The sequence below is a fragment of the Streptomyces sp. NPDC058326 genome (genome assembly GCF_042879855.1).
In the GTDB taxonomy this organism is placed as follows: Bacteria; Actinomycetota; Actinomycetes; order Streptomycetales; family Streptomycetaceae; genus Streptomyces.
The window spans coordinates 112126-130761 of record NZ_JBHVZO010000015.1 but is presented as its reverse complement, the minus strand read 5'-3'; the positions used below and the strand labels follow the sequence as shown (position 1 = coordinate 130761).

Annotated in this window: 19 protein-coding genes and 1 other RNA gene; 11 read left to right on the top strand and 9 right to left on the bottom strand. The window is 73.6% G+C overall.

The window, feature by feature from the left end:
• Positions 1–33 precede the first annotated feature (33 nt).
• Positions 34–840: a GNAT family N-acetyltransferase gene (locus ACFVYX_RS25620; protein WP_389683821.1), complete on the top strand. Its 807-nt coding sequence runs from the start codon at positions 34–36 to the stop codon at positions 838–840.
• Between the two features lie 37 nt (positions 841–877).
• Here the strand turns inward: ACFVYX_RS25620 and eda are convergent, their stop codons facing one another.
• Both eda and yaaA read right to left on the bottom strand, forming a co-directional pair.
• A complete protein-coding gene (eda, locus tag ACFVYX_RS25615; protein WP_389683819.1) occupies positions 878–1501 on the bottom strand; it encodes a bifunctional 4-hydroxy-2-oxoglutarate aldolase/2-dehydro-3-deoxy-phosphogluconate aldolase in 624 nt (207 codons plus the stop codon).
• Between the two features lie 62 nt (positions 1502–1563).
• Entirely contained in the window at positions 1564–2331 is a 768-nt protein-coding gene (yaaA, locus tag ACFVYX_RS25610; RefSeq protein ID WP_389683818.1) for a peroxide stress protein YaaA, read from the bottom strand.
• 234 nt (positions 2332–2565) lie between these two features.
• Between yaaA and ACFVYX_RS25605 the strand changes: the two genes are divergently transcribed.
• Positions 2566–4008, top strand: a complete 1443-nt coding sequence (locus tag ACFVYX_RS25605) for an RNB domain-containing ribonuclease (protein WP_389683817.1) — start codon at positions 2566–2568, stop codon at positions 4006–4008.
• Here the strand turns inward: ACFVYX_RS25605 and ACFVYX_RS25600 are convergent.
• A complete protein-coding gene (locus ACFVYX_RS25600; RefSeq protein ID WP_389683816.1) occupies positions 3953–4882 on the bottom strand; it encodes a hypothetical protein in 930 nt (309 codons plus the stop codon). The two genes, ACFVYX_RS25605 and ACFVYX_RS25600, sit on opposite strands and share 56 nt — an antisense overlap.
• On the bottom strand, positions 4879–5643 hold the full coding sequence (locus ACFVYX_RS25595; RefSeq protein ID WP_389683815.1) for a MerR family transcriptional regulator: 765 nt from the start codon (positions 5641–5643) through the stop codon (positions 4879–4881). Before ACFVYX_RS25595 ends, ACFVYX_RS25600 begins: the two co-directional genes overlap by 4 nt.
• Before the next feature lie 78 nt (positions 5644–5721).
• On the opposite strand from ACFVYX_RS25595, the gene rnpB reads away from it, so the two are divergent.
• Positions 5722–6120: RNase P RNA component class A (gene rnpB / locus ACFVYX_RS25590), an RNA gene on the top strand.
• 144 nt (positions 6121–6264) lie between these two features.
• On the opposite strand, the gene ACFVYX_RS25585 is transcribed toward rnpB, so the two are convergent.
• Positions 6265–6786 (bottom strand): DUF1203 domain-containing protein, encoded by a 522-nt coding sequence (locus ACFVYX_RS25585; RefSeq protein ID WP_389683814.1) that lies wholly within the window; start codon positions 6784–6786, stop codon positions 6265–6267.
• 203 nt (positions 6787–6989) lie between these two features.
• On the opposite strand from ACFVYX_RS25585, the gene ACFVYX_RS25580 reads away from it, so the two are divergent.
• On the top strand, positions 6990–7451 hold the full coding sequence (locus ACFVYX_RS25580; RefSeq protein WP_389683813.1) for a VOC family protein: 462 nt from the start codon (positions 6990–6992) through the stop codon (positions 7449–7451).
• A 20-nt stretch (positions 7452–7471) separates the two neighbouring features.
• Here ACFVYX_RS25580 and ACFVYX_RS25575 read toward each other — a convergent pair whose 3' ends face one another.
• On the bottom strand, positions 7472–8647 hold the full coding sequence (locus tag ACFVYX_RS25575) for a serine hydrolase domain-containing protein (RefSeq protein WP_389683812.1): 1176 nt from the start codon (positions 8645–8647) through the stop codon (positions 7472–7474).
• Positions 8648–8783: 136 nt separating this feature from the next.
• Between ACFVYX_RS25575 and ACFVYX_RS25570 the strand changes: the two genes are divergently transcribed.
• Entirely contained in the window at positions 8784–10100 is a 1317-nt protein-coding gene (locus tag ACFVYX_RS25570) for a histidine kinase (RefSeq protein WP_389683811.1), read from the top strand.
• On the top strand, positions 10097–10870 hold the full coding sequence (locus ACFVYX_RS25565; protein ID WP_389683810.1) for a response regulator: 774 nt from the start codon (positions 10097–10099) through the stop codon (positions 10868–10870). Before ACFVYX_RS25570 ends, ACFVYX_RS25565 begins: the two co-directional genes overlap by 4 nt.
• Before the next feature lie 67 nt (positions 10871–10937).
• On the opposite strand, the gene ACFVYX_RS25560 is transcribed toward ACFVYX_RS25565, so the two are convergent.
• Complete coding sequence (locus ACFVYX_RS25560; protein ID WP_389683809.1) at positions 10938–11372, bottom strand: hypothetical protein; 435 nt, start codon at positions 11370–11372, stop codon at positions 10938–10940.
• Between the two features lie 170 nt (positions 11373–11542).
• On the opposite strand from ACFVYX_RS25560, the gene ACFVYX_RS25555 reads away from it, so the two are divergent.
• Positions 11543–11866, top strand: coding sequence for a nuclear transport factor 2 family protein (locus ACFVYX_RS25555; protein ID WP_389683808.1), 324 nt, complete (start codon positions 11543–11545; stop codon positions 11864–11866).
• Between the two features lie 180 nt (positions 11867–12046).
• Here the strand turns inward: ACFVYX_RS25555 and ACFVYX_RS25550 are convergent, their stop codons facing one another.
• Positions 12047–12823 carry an SDR family oxidoreductase gene (locus ACFVYX_RS25550; RefSeq protein ID WP_389683806.1) on the bottom strand — a complete coding sequence of 259 codons (777 nt, stop codon included), beginning with the start codon at positions 12821–12823 and terminating at the stop codon, positions 12047–12049.
• 102 nt (positions 12824–12925) lie between these two features.
• On the opposite strand from ACFVYX_RS25550, the gene ACFVYX_RS25545 reads away from it, so the two are divergent.
• Complete coding sequence (locus ACFVYX_RS25545; RefSeq protein ID WP_389683805.1) at positions 12926–14557, top strand: alkaline phosphatase D family protein; 1632 nt, start codon at positions 12926–12928, stop codon at positions 14555–14557.
• On the opposite strand, the gene ACFVYX_RS25540 is transcribed toward ACFVYX_RS25545, so the two are convergent.
• Positions 14544–15560: a Gfo/Idh/MocA family protein gene (locus ACFVYX_RS25540; RefSeq protein WP_389683804.1), complete on the bottom strand. Its 1017-nt coding sequence runs from the start codon at positions 15558–15560 to the stop codon at positions 14544–14546. The two genes, ACFVYX_RS25545 and ACFVYX_RS25540, sit on opposite strands and share 14 nt — an antisense overlap.
• 84 nt (positions 15561–15644) lie before the next feature.
• Between ACFVYX_RS25540 and ACFVYX_RS25535 the strand changes: the two genes are divergently transcribed.
• The 3 genes from ACFVYX_RS25535 to ACFVYX_RS25525 all read left to right on the top strand — a co-directional run bounded on the left by ACFVYX_RS25535 (position 15645) and on the right by ACFVYX_RS25525 (position 18616).
• Positions 15645–16916 (top strand): Bcr/CflA family multidrug efflux MFS transporter, encoded by a 1272-nt coding sequence (locus ACFVYX_RS25535; protein WP_389683903.1) that lies wholly within the window; start codon positions 15645–15647, stop codon positions 16914–16916.
• Between the two features lie 231 nt (positions 16917–17147).
• Positions 17148–17636 (top strand): VOC family protein, encoded by a 489-nt coding sequence (locus ACFVYX_RS25530; protein ID WP_389683802.1) that lies wholly within the window; start codon positions 17148–17150, stop codon positions 17634–17636.
• Positions 17633–18616, top strand: a complete 984-nt coding sequence (locus ACFVYX_RS25525; protein WP_389683801.1) for a small ribosomal subunit Rsm22 family protein — start codon at positions 17633–17635, stop codon at positions 18614–18616. The genes ACFVYX_RS25530 and ACFVYX_RS25525 overlap by 4 nt, the downstream gene beginning before the upstream one ends.
• The last annotated feature ends 20 nt before the right edge of the window (positions 18617–18636 follow it).

Sequence of the window (18636 nt, the reverse complement as noted above, 5' to 3'; positions counted from 1 at the left end):
CGCCGGGCCCTTGTCCCGTACCACCATCCCGTCATGACCTGGCACTTCACCGAGGACGCCACCGCGTTCCGTACCGCCGCGGCGGACCACCTGGCCGCGGAGCCCGCCCGTAACACCGCCGTCCTGACCCTCATGGACAGGGCCGACCTGCTCGGCTGGTGGGCCGAGCCCGACGGCCGCGTCACGGGCGTGTTCGCCGCGTCACCGGTCCGCGTGCCCGCCTTCGGGGCGATGACCGTGGAGGCGGCCCGCGCCCTCGTCCTCCCGGCGGGCGAGGAGCCGACCGGGCTGCGCGGTGAGACGGCCGCCGTCGAGGCGTACGCGGAGGCCTCGGGCCGCCCCTGGGCGCCCACCGTCCGGATGCGGCTCTTCCGCCTCGCCGAGCCGGTGCCGCCGGAGCCCGCCCCCGAAGGGAGGGCTCGCGTCGCCGACGCGGCGGACGTGCCGCTCGTCACCGCCTGGGCGCGCGGCTTCGCCCGGGCCATCGGGGAGGACCCCGAGCAGGACTTCACGGGCCCGGTCACCGAACGGATCTCCGAGGGACGGCTGCTGCTCTGGGTGACCCCGGGCGGCCGCCCGGTCGCGATGGCCGCGGTGTCCCGCACGATCGAGGGCCAGGCCCGCGTCCACCTCGTCTGGACCCCGCCGGAGGAGCGCCGCAGAGGCTACGCGGCCGGCGTCACCGCCGCCGTCGGCCGGGCCGCCCTGGACAGCGGCGCCGCGCAGGTCCTGCTCTTCACGGACCTGTCCAACCCCACGAGCAACGCCCTCTACCAGCGCCTCGGCTACCGCCCGGTGACCGACCATCTCGGGGTGGAGTTCGCACCCACGGCCGTGTGATCGCGCGGCCGTTGCCCGGTACGTCAGGAGCGCCGCGTCAGAGCGCCGCCGCCTCGCGTGCGAGGGACTCGACCCGTGCCCAGTCGCGGGCCGCGAGGGCGTCGGGCGGCAGCATCCACGTACCGCCGACGCAGCCGACGTTCGGCAGGGACAGATAGGCGGGGGCGGAGGCGAGGGAGACGCCGCCGGTCGGGCAGAAACGGGCGTGGGGGAGCGGGCCCGCGAGGGACTTCAGGTACGGGACGCCGCCCGCCGCCTCGGCCGGGAAGAACTTCATGGTGTCCACGCCCTGTTCGAGCAGGGCCACGACCTCCGAGGTCGTCGACACCCCCGGCAGGAACGGCAGGCCCGACTCCCGCATCGCGCCGAGCAGCCGCCCGGTCCACCCGGGGCTGACCAGGAACCGGGCGCCGGCGCCGACCGCCTGCGCGACCCCGGCCGCCGAGACGACCGTCCCCGCGCCGACCACCGCGTCCGGCACCTCGGCCGCGATCGCGCGGACGGCGTCGAGCGCGGCCGGCGTCCGCAGGGTGACCTCGATCAGCGGCAGCCCGCCGGCCACCAGGGCCCGCGCCAGGGGTACGGCGTCGGCGGCGTCCCCGATCACGACGACCGGGACGACGGGGACGGCTTCCGGGGCAAGGTCGAACACGCTCGTCATGGCCTCATCCTGGCCAGGGCGAGCGCTATCCGCAACGGGCGTTGCGCAGCATGCAATGAGTCCTAGTGGATCTCGTCCACCAGCACGTCAAGGGCTCCCGCCTTCCCGCCCTCCTCCACCACGTACCCCAGGTCCCGCAGCGCCACCACCAGCTCCCCCGGCGACCCCGGCACCGCGCCCGCCTCAAGGAGGCTCCGCACGATCCGCCCCTTCGTCGCCTTGTTGAAGTGACTGACCACCTTCCGCGTCGGCGCGTGCAGCACCCGCACCGTCGCCGTCCGCGCCGCCACCTCCCCCTTCGGCTTCCACGCCGACGCGTACGCCGACGAACGCAGATCGAGGACCAGACCCTCCCCGGCCACCTCGGGAAGGACGGAGGCCATCGCCCCGCGCCAGTGCGCGCCCAGCGCGCCGAGCCCCGGCAGCTTGACCCCCATCGAGCAGCGGTACGACGGAATCCGGTCCGTCACCCGCACCGCGCCCCACAGCCCCGAGAACACGAGCAGCGAACGCCCCGCCCGCTTCCGGGCCGCCGCGTCCAGGGTCGCCAGGCCGAGGGCGTCGTACAGCACGCCCGTGTACACCTCGCCCGCGGGACGCGCGCCCGCCGTCCGCAGCTCCACGTTCTTCGCGACCTCGCCCCGCAGGCCCTCGCTCAGGCCAAGGACCGCGCGCGCCTTCTCCTCGTCGGCCGCGCACAGCTCGACCAGCTCGTCGAGGACCGCCGCCCGCGCCTCCGCGAGCCCCGGCAGGGACAGCGACTCCGGCTTGAGCGGCGCCCCGCGCCCCGAGGAGGCCTTGCCCTCGGAGGGCGGCAACAGCACGAGCACGGTGGTTCTCCTTCGTCCGTACGGGATCGGGGGTGCGGCCCCGGCCGTCAAGACTACAAAGCGCGGACCCCCTTCCCCGCCGCGTGGCCGTTCAGCCGCGGCACCAGGTCCGGCGCCCGTGCCTGGGGCCGCGCCCGGAACCCCGCCGGCCCCGTGCCTGGGGCCGCGCCCGGAACCCCCAGCCGCGCGGCCGTTCAGGGTGCCGCTCCCCGCACCCCGCCCTACGCTCGGTCCATGCCCCGCCGCCCCATTCACGTGACCGGCGCAGCCGAGGCTCCACTGCGGGCCGCCCTGCGCGCACTCCGTACCGAGCTCGCGATCCCCGAGGAGTTCCCGCCCGCCGTCCTCGCCGAGGCCGAGACCGCCGCGAAAGCCCCCAGGCTCCCCGCGCACGACGCCACCGACCTGCCCTTCTTCACCGTCGACCCGCCCACCTCCACCGACCTCGACCAGGCCATGCACCTGGCCCGCAGGGCCGACGGCGGCTACCGCGTCCACTACGCCATCGCCGACGTCGCCGCGTTCGTCACCCCCGGCTCCGCCCTCGACGCCGAGGCCCACCGGCGCGTCCTCACCCTCTACTTCCCCGACGGCCGCGTCCCGCTCCACCCCGCCGTCCTCTCCGAGGGCGCCGCCAGCCTCCTCCCCGGCGATCCCCGCCCCGCCCTGCTGTGGCGGATCGACCTCGACGCCGAGGGGCGCAGGGTCGCCACCGACGTCCGCCGCGCCCTCGTCCGCAGCCGCGCCCGACTCGACTACGCGGGCGTGCAGCGGCAGATCGACAGCGGTACGGCGGAGGAACCCGTCGCCCTCCTCCGCGAGATCGGGCTGCTCCGCGAAGCCCTGGAAGCCGAGCGGGGCGGGATCTCCCTCAACGTCCCCGAGCAGGAGATCGTCGAGCAGGACCACACCTACGCGCTCGCCTACCGGGCCCCGCTCCCCGCGGACGGCTGGAACGCCCAGATCTCCCTCCTCACCGGAATGGCCGCCGCCGACCTCATGACCGCCGCCGGCACCGGCATCCTGCGCACCCTCCCCACCGCCCCCGACGGCGCCGTCGCCCGCCTGCGCCGCTCCGCGCAGGCCCTCGGTGTCGACTGGCCGCACCACGTCTCGTACGCGGACGTCGTCCGGGCCGCCGACCCGGCGAACCCGCGCCACGCCGCCTTCCTCCAGGAGTGCACCACCCTCCTGCGCGGCGCCGGGTACACCGTCTTCACCGACGGCCACATCCCCACCCCCGCCGTGCACGCCGCCGTCGCCGACGAGTACACCCACTGCACCGCACCGCTGCGGCGGCTCGTCGACCGGTACGCGGGCGAGCTGTGCGTGGCGGCGGTGGCGGGCGACGAGCCGCCCGAGTGGGTACGGGCCGCCCTGCCCACCCTCCCCGACGAGATGGCCGCGGGCTCGCGGCGCGCGAACACCGTCGAGCGCGAGAGCGTCGACATCGTCGAGGCCGCCCTGCTCAGGGAGCGGGTCGGGGAGATCTTCGACGCGTACGTGATCGACGTGAAGGAACGCGAACCCTCCACCGGCACCGTCCACCTGGACGACCCGGCCGTCGTCGCCCGGATCGCGGGCGGCGAGGGGCGGCTGCCGCTGGGGGAGTGGCTGCGGGTCAGGCTCGCGGAGGCGGAGCCTGGGTCGGCGAAGGTGCTGTTCGCGCCCGCGTGACCGCCCGCGTGACCTGCGCGTACAGGGCGCGCGGGTCGTCGGCGTGGACACGGATCAGCCGTACGGGCCGGGGCGCGCCCAGGAACCGGGGCGCGTTCACCGGTTCGGCCAGCTCGATCGTCACGGAGGTCTGGGAGCCGACGGCGAGGTTCAGCTCGCCCTCGGCCTTCTCGTGCGTGAACCGCAGCTCGTGGCGGACGGCCGCGACGTGTTCGAGCGGCACGCGTATGTCCACGTGCGCGGCCTGCCGCAGCCGCAGGACGTCCCCGGTGAGGGTGTGCGGCCGGGTCACGGAGGCGGCGTGCAGCCCGAGGACGAAGAGCACGGTGTACACGTCCAGGACGAGGACGACCGCGTGCACCAGGGGCCATCCGCCGAGCAGGTACGACATGCCGGCCGTCTCCACCAGGCACACGAACGCGAAGCCGTACATCAGCGCCGCCTGGTCCCGCGCGTGCGGGAACACCGCGTCCGCGCCGTCGACCCCCTGCGGCCGCCGCGCCACCCACCGCGCCAGACTCACCATGATCCGCAGCTCGTGCCCCATGATCCGCAGCACGGGCTCGGGCACCAGCTCGGCCACGGCGGCCCGCCGGGAGAGCCCCCTCCGGCGCAGCCGCAGATAGGACAGCCCCTCGGCGAACAGGAGCAGGACGAGGAGGAGCTCGGCCACGGCCCACACGGCCCCGGGGATCCGGACCCCGCCGACGAGCAGCACCGCGAGGACGACCTCGGCGGGCAGGGCGACGTAGGCGAAGAGCCGGAGGAGACGGACGGGACGGGTGCGGAAGGTGCCGGACCGCTCCGGACCACGGCCCTCGGCCCGGCCCTCGCGGTCACCGGGCGCGCGGCCGCCGTCGAGGTCCGTCGTCATCGGCCCCGCTCCCGTCGGTCGCTGACGAGGCGGACCGCCAGGCGCACGGCCGCCGACTGGGCCGGGGCGAGATCCGCGAAGAAGGTGTCGGCGAGGGAGCCGTCGGGGGCACCACCCGACTCGGCGCCCGGGATCTCCACCCCCAGCTCGTCCGGCAGACAGGCGGCGAGCACCCGGGCCGCCTCCGTGACCCGCGGGTCGTCGGGATCCGCCCCGGCGAGGGCGTCCAGGAGCGGGTACACCACGCGCGCGTGCTCCGCCGCGTCCCGCATCAGACCCATCAGCCGGGACCGCTCCTCCTCCGGTACGACGGCGTCGAGGAGGGCCAGGATCTCCCGGTCCTTCGCCGCCATCGGCGACTCGGGCAGCTCGCCGAGACCCGCGAGCAGCGCCGTGAGATCCGGCGACAGGGGCCCGTCGGCGGGCAGCCGCCCGGCCCGCGCCTCGACGAGGAGCGGGGCGAGCCGGGCGCGGCGCTCCCGGATCACCGCCTCCTGGCGCGCCAGGTCCTCCGCCAGCTCCTCCAGCACCTCCACGAGCCCCCGCCCCTCGTCGCCGGCGATCACGTCCCGTACCTCGTCGAGCCCGAGGCCCAGCTCGGTGAGCCGCCGGATCCGGGCGAGCAGGACGGCGTCACGGATGCCGTACTCCCGGTACCCGTTGGCCCGCCGCACGGGCTCGGGCAGCAGGCCCGACTGGTGGTAGTGCCGCACGGCCCGGGGAGTGACCCCGACCAGGGCGGCGATCTCGCCGATACGCATGCGCCCAGTAGAAACCCTGACGCTGCGGCAAGGTCAAGCGGTGTCCGTGCCGACGGGTAGCATGGTCGGCACGGCAGACGAGCCGGGCGGGCGGCCGCGTGAAGATCCCCGGATCTTCCCGAGGAACGTCCGGGCTCCACAGAGCAGGGTGGTGGCTAACGGCCACCCGGGGTGACCCGCGGGACAGTGCCACAGAAAACAGACCGCCGGGGACCTCGGTCCTCGGTAAGGGTGAAACGGTGGTGTAAGAGACCACCAGCGCCTGAGGTGACTCAGGCGGCTAGGTAAACCCCACTCGGAGCAAGGTCAAGAGGGGACACCCCGGTGTCCCTGCGCGGATGTTCGAGGGCTGCTCGCCCGAGTCCGCGGGTAGACCGCAGGAGGCCGGCGGCAACGCCGGTCCTAGATGGATGGCCGTCACCCCGACGACCGCGAGGTCCCGGGGTACAGAACCCGGCGTACAGCCCGACTCGTCTGTCGGCCTCCGTGGGGAAGGGCCCCTGATCAGGTGTTCGTCCTGGTCAGGGGCCCTTCTCGCAGGCGCTGTGGTGGTGATCCGCTCGCCACCGCCTGCCCCGACGGCCGCGAGGCCCGGTGGCCCGGGGCGGTCGCCGGGGCCCTTCAGGGGCGGCGTACCTCGAAGAGGAAGCAGCCGTGCTCGACCGCCCTGACGTGCACCAGCGCCACGGCCGGGTCGGCGAAGGCCTCCGTGAACGCCCGGTCGAAGCCTTCCGTCGCCGCTTCCGGGATCTTCAGGAGCCGACCGCCGACGATCCGGCCCGCCGCGTCATAGCCGCGGACGGTCCGGAGCGCCCCCGGCCGGGCGAAGGGGTACGTCTCCGAGGGTGCGGGTCCGCCGCACTCCTCGGCGTGGATGAAGACCGGGCCCTGCTCGTCGTACGCGCCCGGATCGGCGCCGGTCTCGGCGGCCCCGCGTCGCAGCGGCGCGTACGAGACGAGCGCGATCCGTTCGCCGGGGACGGAGCGACGAAGACAGCAGCGGAGGGGATGGCCGCCTTCGTCGGCGGTGTACGGCGCGCAGGCGCGGCCCGCGTCGTCGCCGACCCGCAGCTCGGCGAGGGCCGTGGCCGGCACGGCGCGGGCGGTGTAGCCGGCGGTGCGGGAGGTGGTGTGCGTGCTCATACGGCCAGGGTCACGCGGCCCCGGCCCTACCGCTGGCGCCATTCGGACACGGTGCTCCGGGGGTCCGGTCTTCGCGGGAAAGCGGACCGATCCTGTCCGCCATGGGTGTGAGAGTGGATCCACGGACGCAGCGGACCCGGGCGCAAGGGGAACCGGACCCTGCACGGTCGGTACGCGCACACCGCAACGAACGGAGCAGCACGATGAGCCGCGATTTCCAGGTCACGTTCGACGCTCACGACCCGAGGGCGCTGTCGTCCTTCTGGCGTGACGTACTGGGTTACGTCCATCCCGCGCCGCCCGGGACCGATCTGCCGGAGGGCGCCGATCCGCTGGCGGCGTGGGACGACTTCCTCGCGAAGATGGGCGTACCGGAGGAGCAGCGCAACACGCGGTCGGCCATCGAGGACCCGGCGGGGCAGGGGCCCCGGGTGTTCTTCCAGCAGGTGCCGGAGGACAAGGCCGCCAAGAACCGGGTCCACCTCGACGTCCGGGCGGCTCCCGGACTGGAGGGGGAGGAACGGATGGCGGCGCTCGAGGCCGAATGCGACCGGCTGGTCGCGCTGGGAGCGAGGCGGCAGCGCCGCTTCGAGCCCGACCCGCCGATGAGCACCGGGTGGATCGTGATGGCCGACCCGGAGGGCAACGAGTTCTGCCTGGACTGACGCGGGCGCCCCCACGGCAGTCAACCGCACAGAGCCGTGTCCACGACCTTCGACACCCCCTTGATGGCCGCCTCCTCCGTAGGAATGCTCGTCACGGTGACGTTCGTGGCGCGGCCGTCGTCGGTCACTCCGCCCCGGGTCTCGTAGCCCGCGATGTCACCGCCGTGACCCCAGTAGACGCCGCCGCACGACAGCGGCCTGCTCATGAGCCCCAGCCCGTAGCGGAAGGGGGTGCCCTCGACGGGGACGGTGGTGCGCATCTGGGCGCGCTGGGCCTCGGCGAGGAGGAGGTCGCTGCCGAGGAGCGTGTCGAAGAAGCGGTTGAGGTCGGAGTTGGTGGAGATCATCTGGCCTGCCGCCCAGCCCGCCGAAGGGTCGAGCTCCGTGAAGTCGCGCAGCGGTTCCTCCGCCTTCGTCCGGTGATAGCCCCTCGGGTGGGGTTCCCGGATGGTCTTGTCGCCGGGGGCCGGGAAATACGTGTGGCGCAGCCCGATCCTCTTGATGACGCGCCGGTCGATCTCCTCGGCCAGTGGCCGGCCGGTGACCTTCTGGATGATCAGGCCGGCCAGTACGTAATTCGTGTTGCTGTAACTCCACTTCTTCCCCGGGGCGAAGACGGCCTTGTGCTTGAGCGCGATGTCGACGAGGTCGCGGGGGTCGAAGTACCGGTACGGGAGTTCGTCGTCGCTGATGTCCTCCGAGTACTCGGGAATTCCGCTCGTGTGCTGCAGGAGCTGCCGGACGGTGATGTGGCGTCCGTCGAGGCCCTCTCCGCGTACGAGGCCCGGGAGATACGTGTCGACATGACCGTCCAGGTCGATCCTTCCCTCGCCGACCAACTGCAGGACGACCACCGCCGTGAACGTCTTCGTGTTGCTGCCGATCCGCACCTGGCCGTCCCTCGGCACCTTCGCGCCGGTGGCCAGATCGCCGACCCCGGCGGTGTAGGTACGGGTGCGGCCCGCCCTGTCCTTGACGCTCGCGAGCGCGGCGGGCTGGCCGTCGCGCACCAGCGCGTTCAGGCCCTGCTGGACCGTGTCGTGTTTCGGGGCGGCGAACGCCGTGGGCGGCGCCAGGGCGCCCGCCGTCATGACGGCGACCACCACCGCCGCCGCGGCGGCCACTCCTCCGCATCGGCCTCCCGCCTGCCGCAGGGAGAAGCGAGACCTGGACGCCTTCGTCGCTTGCGTGTTCATCAGCTGTCCTTCCGTCGATCGGGCAGGACACGATCATGTTTTCCAGGGCTCGGACGCGCATCGCGGGAAGGCGGGAGATATCGCTCCCCCGATCGGGGGAGGCCGCTCGTGAACCGCCCGTACATACTGGCTGATCATGATCAAGGGACTCCGGCCGCTGTTGCGCCGCTCCACGTACTCGGGAGCGCTGTTCGCCTACGGCGCCGCTCTGGCCAGCCTTCCCCTGCTGTCCTTCGCGCTGCTGCCGGCGCTGGCGTGGCGATCCGCTCCCGAGGGTGTGCAGGTCCTCGTGGTCCTGCTCCTCTGGGCGGCACTGATCGGCCTGGTCGGCCTGGCCCGTACCACGCGGCGGGTGCTGATCGTGTCCGCCCGCCGGCTGTTGAGGGTGGCGTTGCCGACCCCGGCCGCGCCCGGGGGCGCCGCTTCGTCAGGAAACCCGTCGGGCGTCCCGTCAGCCGGTCCTGCCTCCGTCGCGTCCGGCGTCCCGTCCGTCGCCGGCCGTTGGCGGACTCCTCTCTGGCTGTTGCTGCACGTGGTGCTCGGCTGGACGGGTGCGCTCGCGAGCGGTGTGCTGCTCTTCGTGGCCGTGACTCTCCCGGGGGGTTGGCTCGACGCCGAGTTCGGGCTGAGCCTGTTCGGCCGGTCGGTGCGCGTGGACGGCGGTTGGCAGAGCTGGGCGGTGGCGTTCGGCTGCCTGCTGCTCGCCGCAGCCGTCTGCGTGCTGGTCACCCACGCCCTGCGGTGGTCGGCGCCGAGGCTGCTCGGGCCGTCGGCGGCCGAGCGGCTCGCCCTCGCGGCCGAGCGGGAACTGAGGCTGGCCGAACGCAACCGGCTGGCCCACGACTTGCACGACTCGATCGGGCACACGCTGACGACGACCACGATCCAGGCCGCTGTCGCGGGCGAGCTGATGTCCGCCGACCCGGTGGCGGCGCGGGCCGCCCTGCACAGCATCGAGGAGTCGGCGCGGGCCGCGCTCGAAGACCTGGACTACGTGCTGGGGGTACTGCGCGAGCAGGAGGCCGAGACGGCACCGGCCCGCACCCTGGCCGACCTGTCCGGGCTGCTCGACCGGTTGCGGCACGCGGGCGCGGTGGTGGAGCTGGACCGGTCGGGTGACCCGGCGCAGGTGCAGGGGACCCCGTCCCGGGCGGCGTACCGGATCCTGCAGGAGGGGCTGACGAACGCCATGCGGCACGGCGCGGCCGGGCCGATCACGGTCCGGGTGGCGGTCGGCCCGGACGTCCTTGAGCTCCACGTGGTCAACGAGACGCGGGCCGGTGCGGGCGTGAGCGCGGGACCGGGCCGCCGGAAGGCCTTCCCCACCTCCGGGCACGGCCTGCCGGGTCTCGCCGAGCGCGTGCGCCTGCTGCACGGGGAGATCGAGGCCGGTCCGGACGGGCCGAGGCACTGGCGACTGGCGGTCAGGCTGCCCGTACGGTTGTCGGCATGACCGCCTCCGACGCCGGCGAAACCGTCACGACCCTCCTGATCGCGGACGACGACGAGGTGACCCGCAGCGGCCTGCGTACCCTGCTGGCCGCACAGCCGGGGATCGAGGTGGTCGGGGAGGCCGCCGACGGCGTGGAGGCGGTCGAGCGGGCGCGGCGGCTGCGTCCGGACGTGGTCCTGATGGACGTACGGATGCCACGCCGCAACGGGATCGAGGCCACCCGGCAACTCCTCGCCGAGTCGGCCCAGTCAGCCGGGTCAGCCACGTCGGCCATGTCGGCCAAGTCAGCCGCATCTGCAGCATCTGCCGCATCGGGCGAGTCCGCCGACCACGCCGCACCGGCGCCGAAGGTCGTCGTCATCACCACCTTCGAGAACGACGACTACGTCACCGCCGCGCTCAGCGTGGGGGCCAGCGGGTTCGTGCTCAAGCGGCTTCCGGTCCGGCAGATCGCGGAGGCCGTGCGGGTGGTGGCGGCGGGGGAGGCGATCCTCTTCCCCGCGGCCCTGCGCCGGATGGTCGCCGCCCGTCCGCTGGACTCCGCGGAGGCACTGCCGAGGGCGGCGCTGACGGGGCGGGAGGAAGAGGTGCTGCGGCTGATGGCCACCGGCCTGTCCAACCCGGAGATCGCGGAGTCGCTGACGGTGAGCCTGGAGACGGTGAAGACGCACGTCGGGAACGTGCTGACCAAGCTCGGCGCGCAGAACCGGACCCACGCGGTGGTCATCGCGTACGAGTCCGGTCTGGTGGTGCCGGGGTTCACCGGCTGACGCGGCCGGTGGCGAGTCTCTGGCCGGAAGGCCCGGCCGGAGAGACACCGGCCGGGCCTCTGTGGGCTCAGGCGAGGACCTCGATCCTCCACTGGGGGTCCCGGTCGTCCGTACGGACGAAGATGGGCTTGGGGAGCGGAGACCGGTCCTCGAACAGGTCGCGGCCGAGGGCCAGACCGTTCTGGTCGATCACGTACATGCCGTCCTTGAGGTCGGCGAGCGAGGTGATCGTGGTGGCGCCGTCGTCGTCGACGCGCTGGAGGCGCCAGACGGAGGCGGGGGAGTCGTCGGAGCGGACGACCGCGGGGGCGCGCTCGGCTCCCGCCGAGGTGATGGTCTCCTCCGTGCCCTTCGCGGTGAGGCGGAACCCCCCGCCCTCATGGGTGATCAACCACTCCGGTGCCCGCCCCCGGTCGACGAGGAATCCGACCGGTGTTCCGTCCTCGACCCCGACCGGGGCACCCTTCGCATACAGCTTGACGACCTTGCCGGCGTTCGGCATCGCTCCTCCTGGGTTGGTTCGGGAGTCACCCGACCATGCCCGGAGGGCCGTGCCCGCGGCCCAGTGAACACGCAGGTCATAGGCTGGGTGGAGCTCAGAAGTCGTCAGTGAGGTGACACTTCCGCGTGGCCGGGCCGCGGTGCGCGCCGGCCCGGTGTACGGGTGGGGGCATGACGATTCCTGTGAACCAGCTCAGCGATCCCGCCGTGCGCGCTTTCGTCAGGGCCCTCAACGCCAACGACGCGGAGGCCTTCCAGCAGGCGCTCGCGCCCGGGGCGACCATGTCCGACGACGGGTCCGACCGTGATCTGGCCGCGTGGACCGAGAAGGAGGTCTTCTCCTCGCGCGGCCACATGGAGATCGAGTCCGAGAAGAGCGACGGGCGTGATCTCGTCGCCCGTTTCCGCAACGACACCTGGGGCGAGATGCGGACCCGCTGGCGCTTCACGGTCGAGGACGGGAAGATCGCCCGCTTCGAGACCGGGCAGGCCTGACCGAGCGAGAGCCGGGGGCGGCCCGACCCGGCGCCGCCCCCGGCCCGTCACGGGCGAGGCCGACCGTGCGCCCCCGGCTGTCGGGCGCGGCCGACCGTGCGCCCCCGGCTGTCGGGCGCGGCTGATCGTTCGCCCCGGCCGTCGGGGGCGGCCTGACCGTGCGCCCCGGCCCGGCGCCTCCTACCCCCGTCCGATGTACGGCATCCCCGTCGCCATCACCGTCGCGAACTGGACGTTCGCCTCCAGCGGCAGGGACGCCATGTGCACCACCGTCGCCGCCACGTCCGCCGCGTCCATCACCGGCTCCACCGCCAGTTCGCCGTTGGCCTGGAGGATCCCGGTCTGCATGCGGGCCGTCATCTCGGTCGCCGCGTTGCCGATGTCGAGCTGGCCGCAGGCGATGCGGTACGGGCGGCCGTCGAGCGACAGGGACTTCGTCAGGCCCGTCATCGCGTGCTTCGTCGCCGTGTACGCGATCGAGTGCGGGCGTGGGACGTGGGCGGAGATCGAGCCGTTGTTGATGATCCGGCCGCCCTGCGGGTCCTGTTCCTTCATGGTCCGGAAGGCGGCCTGCGCGCAGAGGAACGCCCCCGTCAGGTTGACGTCGACGACCGCGCGCCAGGTGGCCGGGTCCAGGTCCTCGACGGGGACGCCGCCGCCCGCGAACGTACCGGCGTTGTTGAAGAGCAGGTCGACACGGCCGTAGCGGTCCCGGACCGCCGAGAAGAGCGCCGTGACCGCCTCGGGCGAGGTCACGTCCGTCGGTACGCACAGGAAGTCGCCGTCCGGCCGTGCCGCCGCCGTCTCCTCCAGGGCCTCTGCCCGGCGCCCGGCGAGGGCCACCGACCAGCCGGCCGCCGCGAGGGCCAGCGCCACGCTCCGGCCGATGCCCGACCCCGCTCCCGTCACCACTGCGATGCTCATGGCCGCGCAGCGTACGCGAGACGCGTGCCCCATGAACTCATCCGTCCGACACGTGGATGTCCTGTACCCGACAACGTGACGTCGCCCCGCCCCACTCGAATACCGGACGGAGAACATCCGTCCGGGGAGGGGCACATGACTCACATACAGGACCACACCGAGGAACTCCGGTCCGCCGCACGCCACTTCGGCCGCCGCCGGTTCCTCACCGTCACCGGCGCCGCCGCCGCGCTCGCCTTCGCCACCCAGCTGCCCGCGGCCGGCGCCGCGGCCGCCGCCGAGCTCGACGGCCGGCGCGTCACCGAGGACCCGTTCACCCTGGGCGTGGCCTCCGGCGACCCCCTGCCCGGCTCCGTACTGCTCTGGACGCGGCTCGCGCCCCGTCCCTTCGAGCCGGGCGGCGGGCTGCCCGCCGAGCGGGTGTCCGTCCACTGGGAGCTCGCCCGCGACGAGCGCTTCACCCGGACCGTCCGGCGCGGCCGGGCCACCGCCCACCCGGAGTTCAGTCACACCGTCCACGTCGAGGTGGAGCACCTCGACCCCGACCGCGCGTTCTTCTACCGCTTCCGCGTCGGCGACTGGACCAGCCCCGTCGGCCGCACCCGCACCGCGCCCGCCCCCTGGGCCCGGAACTCCGCGCTCAAGCTCGCCGCCGTCTCCTGCCAGGCCTACCACGACGGGTACTTCACGGCCTACCGCCACCTCGCGGACGAGGACGTCGACGTCGTCTTCCACCTCGGCGACTACCTGTACGAGTACGCCGTCAACGCCACCGGCGGCGCCCGCGCCCACACCGACCGCACGCTCCCGGCCGTCTTCAACCGCGAGACGGTCACCCTGGAGGACTACCGGCTGCGCTACGGCCTCTACAAGTCGGACCCCGACCTGCGCGCCGCGCACGCCGCCCACCCCTTCGTCGTCACCTGGGACGACCACGAGACCGAGAACAACTACGCGGACGGCACCCCCGAGAACAGCGTCCCGCCGGAGGAGTTCCTGCTCCGCCGGGCCGCCGCCTACCGCGCCTACTGGGAGCACCAGCCGCTGCGCGCACCCCAGCGCCCCGAAGGCCCCGACATGCGGCTCTACCGGCGCCTGCGCTTCGGGAGCCTCGCCCAGTTCGACATCCTCGACACCCGTCAGTACCGCTCCGACCAGGCGTACGGGGACGGCTGGCAGGTCCCGGGGCCGGAGTCGGAGAATCCGGCGCGCACGATGACCGGCGCCGCGCAGGAGCGGTGGCTGCTCGACGGCTGGAGGGCCTCCCGCGCCCGCTGGAACGTCCTGCCGCAGCAGGTCGTGTTCGCCGAGCGCCGCGACCGGCCCACCGCCGACTTCAAGCTGTCCATGGACTCCTGGGACGGCTACCCGGCCTCCCGGCAGCGCCTCCTCGCGGGGGCGGAGGCCGCCGGGGTCGAGAACCTCATGGTGCTCACCGGCGACGTCCACGTCGGCTACGGCCTCGACATCAAGGCCGACTTCCGCGACCCGGCCTCCCGGACCGTCGGCACCGAGATCGTCGCCACGTCGATCAGCAGCGGCAAGGACGGCGCCGACCGGCCGTCGAACTACGACAGGCTGACGGCCGCCAACCCGCACCTGAGGTTCTTCAACGGGCGGCGCGGCTACGTCACGGTCGCCCTCGGCGAGGACGGCGCCCGGGCCGACTTCCGTACGGTGCCGTACGTGACGACCCCGGGCGCCCCCGTCACCACAGCCGCCTCCTTCGTCACGGAGGCGGGCGACCCGGGCCTCAGGCCCGCGTGACCAGCGCCTCCTGCGGCTCCTCCTGCGGGTAGCGGACGCCGATGCGGTCACGTACCGCGTCGAGCGTCCGCATCACCGCGAGCGAGCCGTCGAGGGGCACGAGCGGGGACTCGGTCCCGCCCGCCCGCAGACAGCGCATGACCTCGGCGGCCTCGTGCCGCAGCGAGTGCGGATCGTCCCCGTTCGTGAACTCCTCCGGCTCCCGGCCGTCGCGGTGCAGCGTGAACCGCTCGGGGAAGAAGAAGCCGCGCGGCAGGTCGATCCGGCCGAGGGTGCCGGTCACGGAGGCCGTCAGCGGCGTGTCCGCGACGAGCGAGCAGGACAGCAGCGCCGAGGCGCCCGCGTCCGACCAGCCCAGCAGCATGCCGGTGTTGAGGTCGACGCCCTCCGGCGAGAGCAGCGCGTGCGCCTGGACGGAGTCCGGCTCCCCGAGGAGCAGCTGCGCGAACGACACGGGGTACACGCCCAGGTCGAGCAGCGCCCCGCCGCCCACCGCGGGGTCCCGCAGCCGGTGGTCCGCCGCGAACGGGCCCGCGAGCCCGAAGTCCGCCTGTACGGTCCTGATCTCGCCGATCGCCCCCTCGCGGACGAGCTCCACGAGCCGCCGGATCAGCGGGTTGCAGTACATCCACATGGCTTCCATGAGGAAGAGGCCACGGTCCCGGGAGAGCGTGACGAGTTCCTCCGCCTCGCGGGCGTTGAGCGTGAGAGCCTTCTCGCAGAGGACCGCCTTGCCCGCCTCCAGAGCGCGGCCGGCCGCCTCCCGGTGGGCGTGGTGCGGGGTCGCCACGTACACCACGTCGACGTCCTCGTCGGCGAAGAGCCCGTCCCATTCCCCGTACGCCCGCGGGATGCCGAACCGGTCGGCGAAGACCTTCGCCGACGCCTCCGTACGGGAGGCCACGGCGACGACCTCCGCTCCGTCGAGCGTCAGCAGGTCCGTCGTGAACCGCTCCGCTATGCCGCCCGTCGCCAGGATTCCCCAGCGCACCTTCTCGTTCATGTTCCCCACCCGTCCCCTGAGAGGTCTCGACCATGCCGGTCGAGCTGAGAGCATAGGCAAGGTTTCAACGAAATGGAGCAGTCGATGCCGGAGAGCGGCCAGAAGGCAACACAAGGACACATATCCCAACCCGCGCCCGTCGAGGCCGCCCGGCGGACCGGGCTGCTCGTCACGCTCGTCCTGGGCGGGCTCACCGCGCTGCCGCCGCTCTCCATGGACATGTACCTCCCGGCGCTGCCCGAGGTCACCGGCGCACTGAACGCCCCCGCCGCCACCGTCCAGCTCACCCTCACCGCCTGCCTCGCCGGCATGGCCCTCGGCCAGCTCGTCGTCGGCCCGATGAGCGACAAGTGGGGGCGCCGCCGCCCGCTGCTCATCGGCATGATCGTGTACGTCCTCGCCACCGCCGTCTGCGCGCTCGCGCCCACCGCCGAACTCCTCATCGGGTTCCGGCTGCTCCAGGGCCTCGCGGGCGCCGCCGGCATCGTCATCGCCCGCGCCGTCGTCCGCGACCTCTACGACGGCGTCGAGATGGCCCGGTTCTTCTCCACCCTGATGCTGATCTCCGGCGTCGCCCCGATCATCGCGCCCCTCATCGGCGGCCAGATCCTGCGGATCACCGACTGGCGGGGCGTCTTCCACGTCCTCACCGCGATCGGCGTCCTCCTCACCCTCGTCGTCTGGCGCTTCCTCGACGAGACACTGCCCGTCGAACGACGCCACGAGGGCGGGGTCGGCGAGGCCCTGCGCACCATGAGGGGCCTCCTCGCCGACCGGGTCTTCACCGGCTACATGCTGACCGGCGGGCTCGCCTTCGCCGCCCTCTTCGCGTACATCTCGGCCTCGCCGTTCGTCGTCCAGGAGATCTACGGGGCCTCGCCGCAGACCTTCAGCCTGCTCTTCGGGCTCAACTCGATCGGGCTCGTCGCCGTCGGCCAGGTCAACGGCAAGCTGCTCGTCGGCCGCGTCAGCCTCGACAAGGCACTCGGCTGGGGCCTCGGAACCATCCTCGTCGCCTCGCTCGCGCTGCTCCTCATGACCAGCGGCGTCTTCGGCGAGGTCGGACTCGTGCCCGTCGCCGCCGGGCTGTTCGTCCTCATGTCCGCGATGGGCCTCGCCATGCCGAACACCAACGCCCAGGCCCTGATGCGCACCCCGCACGCCGCGGGTTCGGCCTCCGCGCTCCTCGGCACCACGTCGTTCCTCATCGGCGCCGTCGCCTCCCCGCTCGTCGGCATCGCGGGCGAGCACACCGCCGTCCCGATGGCCGTCGTCCAGCTCACCTGCGCCGTCCTGGCCGCGGCCTGCTTCCTGGGTCTGTGCCGCCCGTGGCAGAGCGCCACACGCACCCCCTAGGGGGTGTCTTGTCGATCAGGCCGGGCTCGCGGCGCCTGGCACCGCACCTCGCCGCGTTGTCGTCGGTCGCCAACGCTCCGCGTTGGCTCCCTCCTCCGCCTTGCGATGCACGGCACCAGACGCCGCTCCCTGATCCGGCCTGATCGACAAGACACCCCCTAGGAACGCCCGTCCGGCGGATCTCCGGCGGGGGCACGGCCCTGATCCGCCGGACCGCCCTATCGTGGCGCCATGGAGCAGCGCATCAGTCTCGTCACGCTCGGCGTCGCCGACCGCGCCCGTGCCCGGACGTTCTACGAGCGCCTCGGCTGGCGCGGCCAGGAGGTCGAGGAGACCGTCTTCCTCCAGGCAGGCGGCCTCGGCCTGGTCCTGTGGAGCCGGGAGAAGCTCGCCGCGGACTGCGGGGTCGACGATCCGGGCACCGACGGGTTCGGTGGCATCGCCCTGGCCCACAACGTCCGCTCGCCCGCGGAGGTCGACCAGCTGCTCGCGGTGGCCGCCGACGCGGGCGCCACCCTCACCCGGCCCGCCGCCGCCACCTCCTACGGCGGATATGCCGGAGTCTTCCTCGACGTCGACGGACACGCCTGGGAGATCGCCCACAACCCCGGCTTCCCCCTGGCCGAGGACGGGACCCTCACCCTCCCGGACTTCGGCGGCCAGGACCGACCGTTTGCAGGAGACCCTCAGGATCCCCGGCCGCCTAGACTGTCTCGGTGAACGTCTCCGCCCCCTCCGCCGACTCCCTGCGCGCCGCCCTCGCCGGGCTCCTCGAAGGACTGCCGCCCAACCGGGCCGCCAAGGCCGTCGAGCGGCTGATCGCCAACTACCGGGGCACCACCCCGACGGACGCCCCCGTGCTGCGCGACCGCTCCGACGTCGCCGCGTACGCCGCGTACCGGATGCCGGCGACCTTCGAGGCGGTACGCGGCGCCCTCGGCGCGCTGCGCGAGGCCGCGCCCGACTGGGAGCCGCGTACGCACACCGACGTCGGCGGCGGTACGGGCGCGGCGAGCTGGGCGGTCGCCGAGGCCTGGGCGGAGGAGCCGCCCCGCACCACCGTCCTGGACTGGGCGGAGCCGGCCCTCGCGCTGGGCCGCGAACTCGCGGCCGGGACCCTGGACGCCGAGTGGCACACAGCCAGGATCGGCGGCGCTCTCCGGCTCGCGGACACGGACCTCGTCACCGTCTCGTACGTCCTGAAGGAGCTGACCGGGGCCGACCGGGCGGCGCTCGTCGCCGAGGCGGCGCGCGCCGCCCGGACGGTGGTGATCGTGGAGCCCGGCACCCCCGACGGCTACGAGCGGATCATCGCGGCCCGGACCCTGCTGATCGAGGCCGGGTTCACCGTCGCCGCACCCTGCCCGCACAGCGGGGCGTGCCCGATCGAGCCGGGCACGGACTGGTGCCACTTCTCGGCCCGGGTCAGCCGCTCCTCGCTGCACCGCCAGGTGAAGGGCGGCTCGCTGCCGTACGAGGACGAGAAGTACAGCTATGTGGCGGCGACCAGGGACCCGGCGGCTCAGGCGGCCTCCCGCGTCATCCGCAGGCCCCAGATCCGCAAGGGCCTGGTCCTCCTCGACCTGTGCGGTCCCGAAGGGCTCGCCCGGGAGACGGTCACCAAGCGCCACGGGCCCCTGTACAAGCATGCCCGGGACGCCGAGTGGGGCGACTCCTGGCCACCGGGGGACGAGGCCTGAGGGCCCCCGTGCGACGGCCG

Coding starts and splice junctions, on each gene's coding strand:
- ACFVYX_RS25620 (WP_389683821.1), top strand. CDS start 34: ATGACCTGGCACTTCACCGAGGACGCCACCGCGTTCCGTACCGCCGCG.
- eda (WP_389683819.1), bottom strand. CDS start 1,501: ATGACGAGCGTGTTCGACCTTGCCCCGGAAGCCGTCCCCGTCGTCCCG.
- ACFVYX_RS25605 (WP_389683817.1), top strand. CDS start 2,566: ATGCCCCGCCGCCCCATTCACGTGACCGGCGCAGCCGAGGCTCCACTG.
- ACFVYX_RS25600 (WP_389683816.1), bottom strand. CDS start 4,882: ATGACGACGGACCTCGACGGCGGCCGCGCGCCCGGTGACCGCGAGGGC.
- ACFVYX_RS25595 (WP_389683815.1), bottom strand. CDS start 5,643: ATGCGTATCGGCGAGATCGCCGCCCTGGTCGGGGTCACTCCCCGGGCC.
- ACFVYX_RS25585 (WP_389683814.1), bottom strand. CDS start 6,786: ATGAGCACGCACACCACCTCCCGCACCGCCGGCTACACCGCCCGCGCC.
- ACFVYX_RS25580 (WP_389683813.1), top strand. CDS start 6,990: ATGAGCCGCGATTTCCAGGTCACGTTCGACGCTCACGACCCGAGGGCG.
- ACFVYX_RS25575 (WP_389683812.1), bottom strand. CDS start 8,647: ATGAACACGCAAGCGACGAAGGCGTCCAGGTCTCGCTTCTCCCTGCGG.
- ACFVYX_RS25570 (WP_389683811.1), top strand. CDS start 8,784: ATGATCAAGGGACTCCGGCCGCTGTTGCGCCGCTCCACGTACTCGGGA.
- ACFVYX_RS25565 (WP_389683810.1), top strand. CDS start 10,097: ATGACCGCCTCCGACGCCGGCGAAACCGTCACGACCCTCCTGATCGCG.
- ACFVYX_RS25560 (WP_389683809.1), bottom strand. CDS start 11,372: ATGCCGAACGCCGGCAAGGTCGTCAAGCTGTATGCGAAGGGTGCCCCG.
- ACFVYX_RS25555 (WP_389683808.1), top strand. CDS start 11,543: ATGACGATTCCTGTGAACCAGCTCAGCGATCCCGCCGTGCGCGCTTTC.
- ACFVYX_RS25550 (WP_389683806.1), bottom strand. CDS start 12,823: ATGGGGCACGCGTCTCGCGTACGCTGCGCGGCCATGAGCATCGCAGTG.
- ACFVYX_RS25545 (WP_389683805.1), top strand. CDS start 12,926: ATGACTCACATACAGGACCACACCGAGGAACTCCGGTCCGCCGCACGC.
- ACFVYX_RS25540 (WP_389683804.1), bottom strand. CDS start 15,560: ATGAACGAGAAGGTGCGCTGGGGAATCCTGGCGACGGGCGGCATAGCG.
- ACFVYX_RS25535 (WP_389683903.1), top strand. CDS start 15,645: ATGCCGGAGAGCGGCCAGAAGGCAACACAAGGACACATATCCCAACCC.
- ACFVYX_RS25530 (WP_389683802.1), top strand. CDS start 17,148: ATGGAGCAGCGCATCAGTCTCGTCACGCTCGGCGTCGCCGACCGCGCC.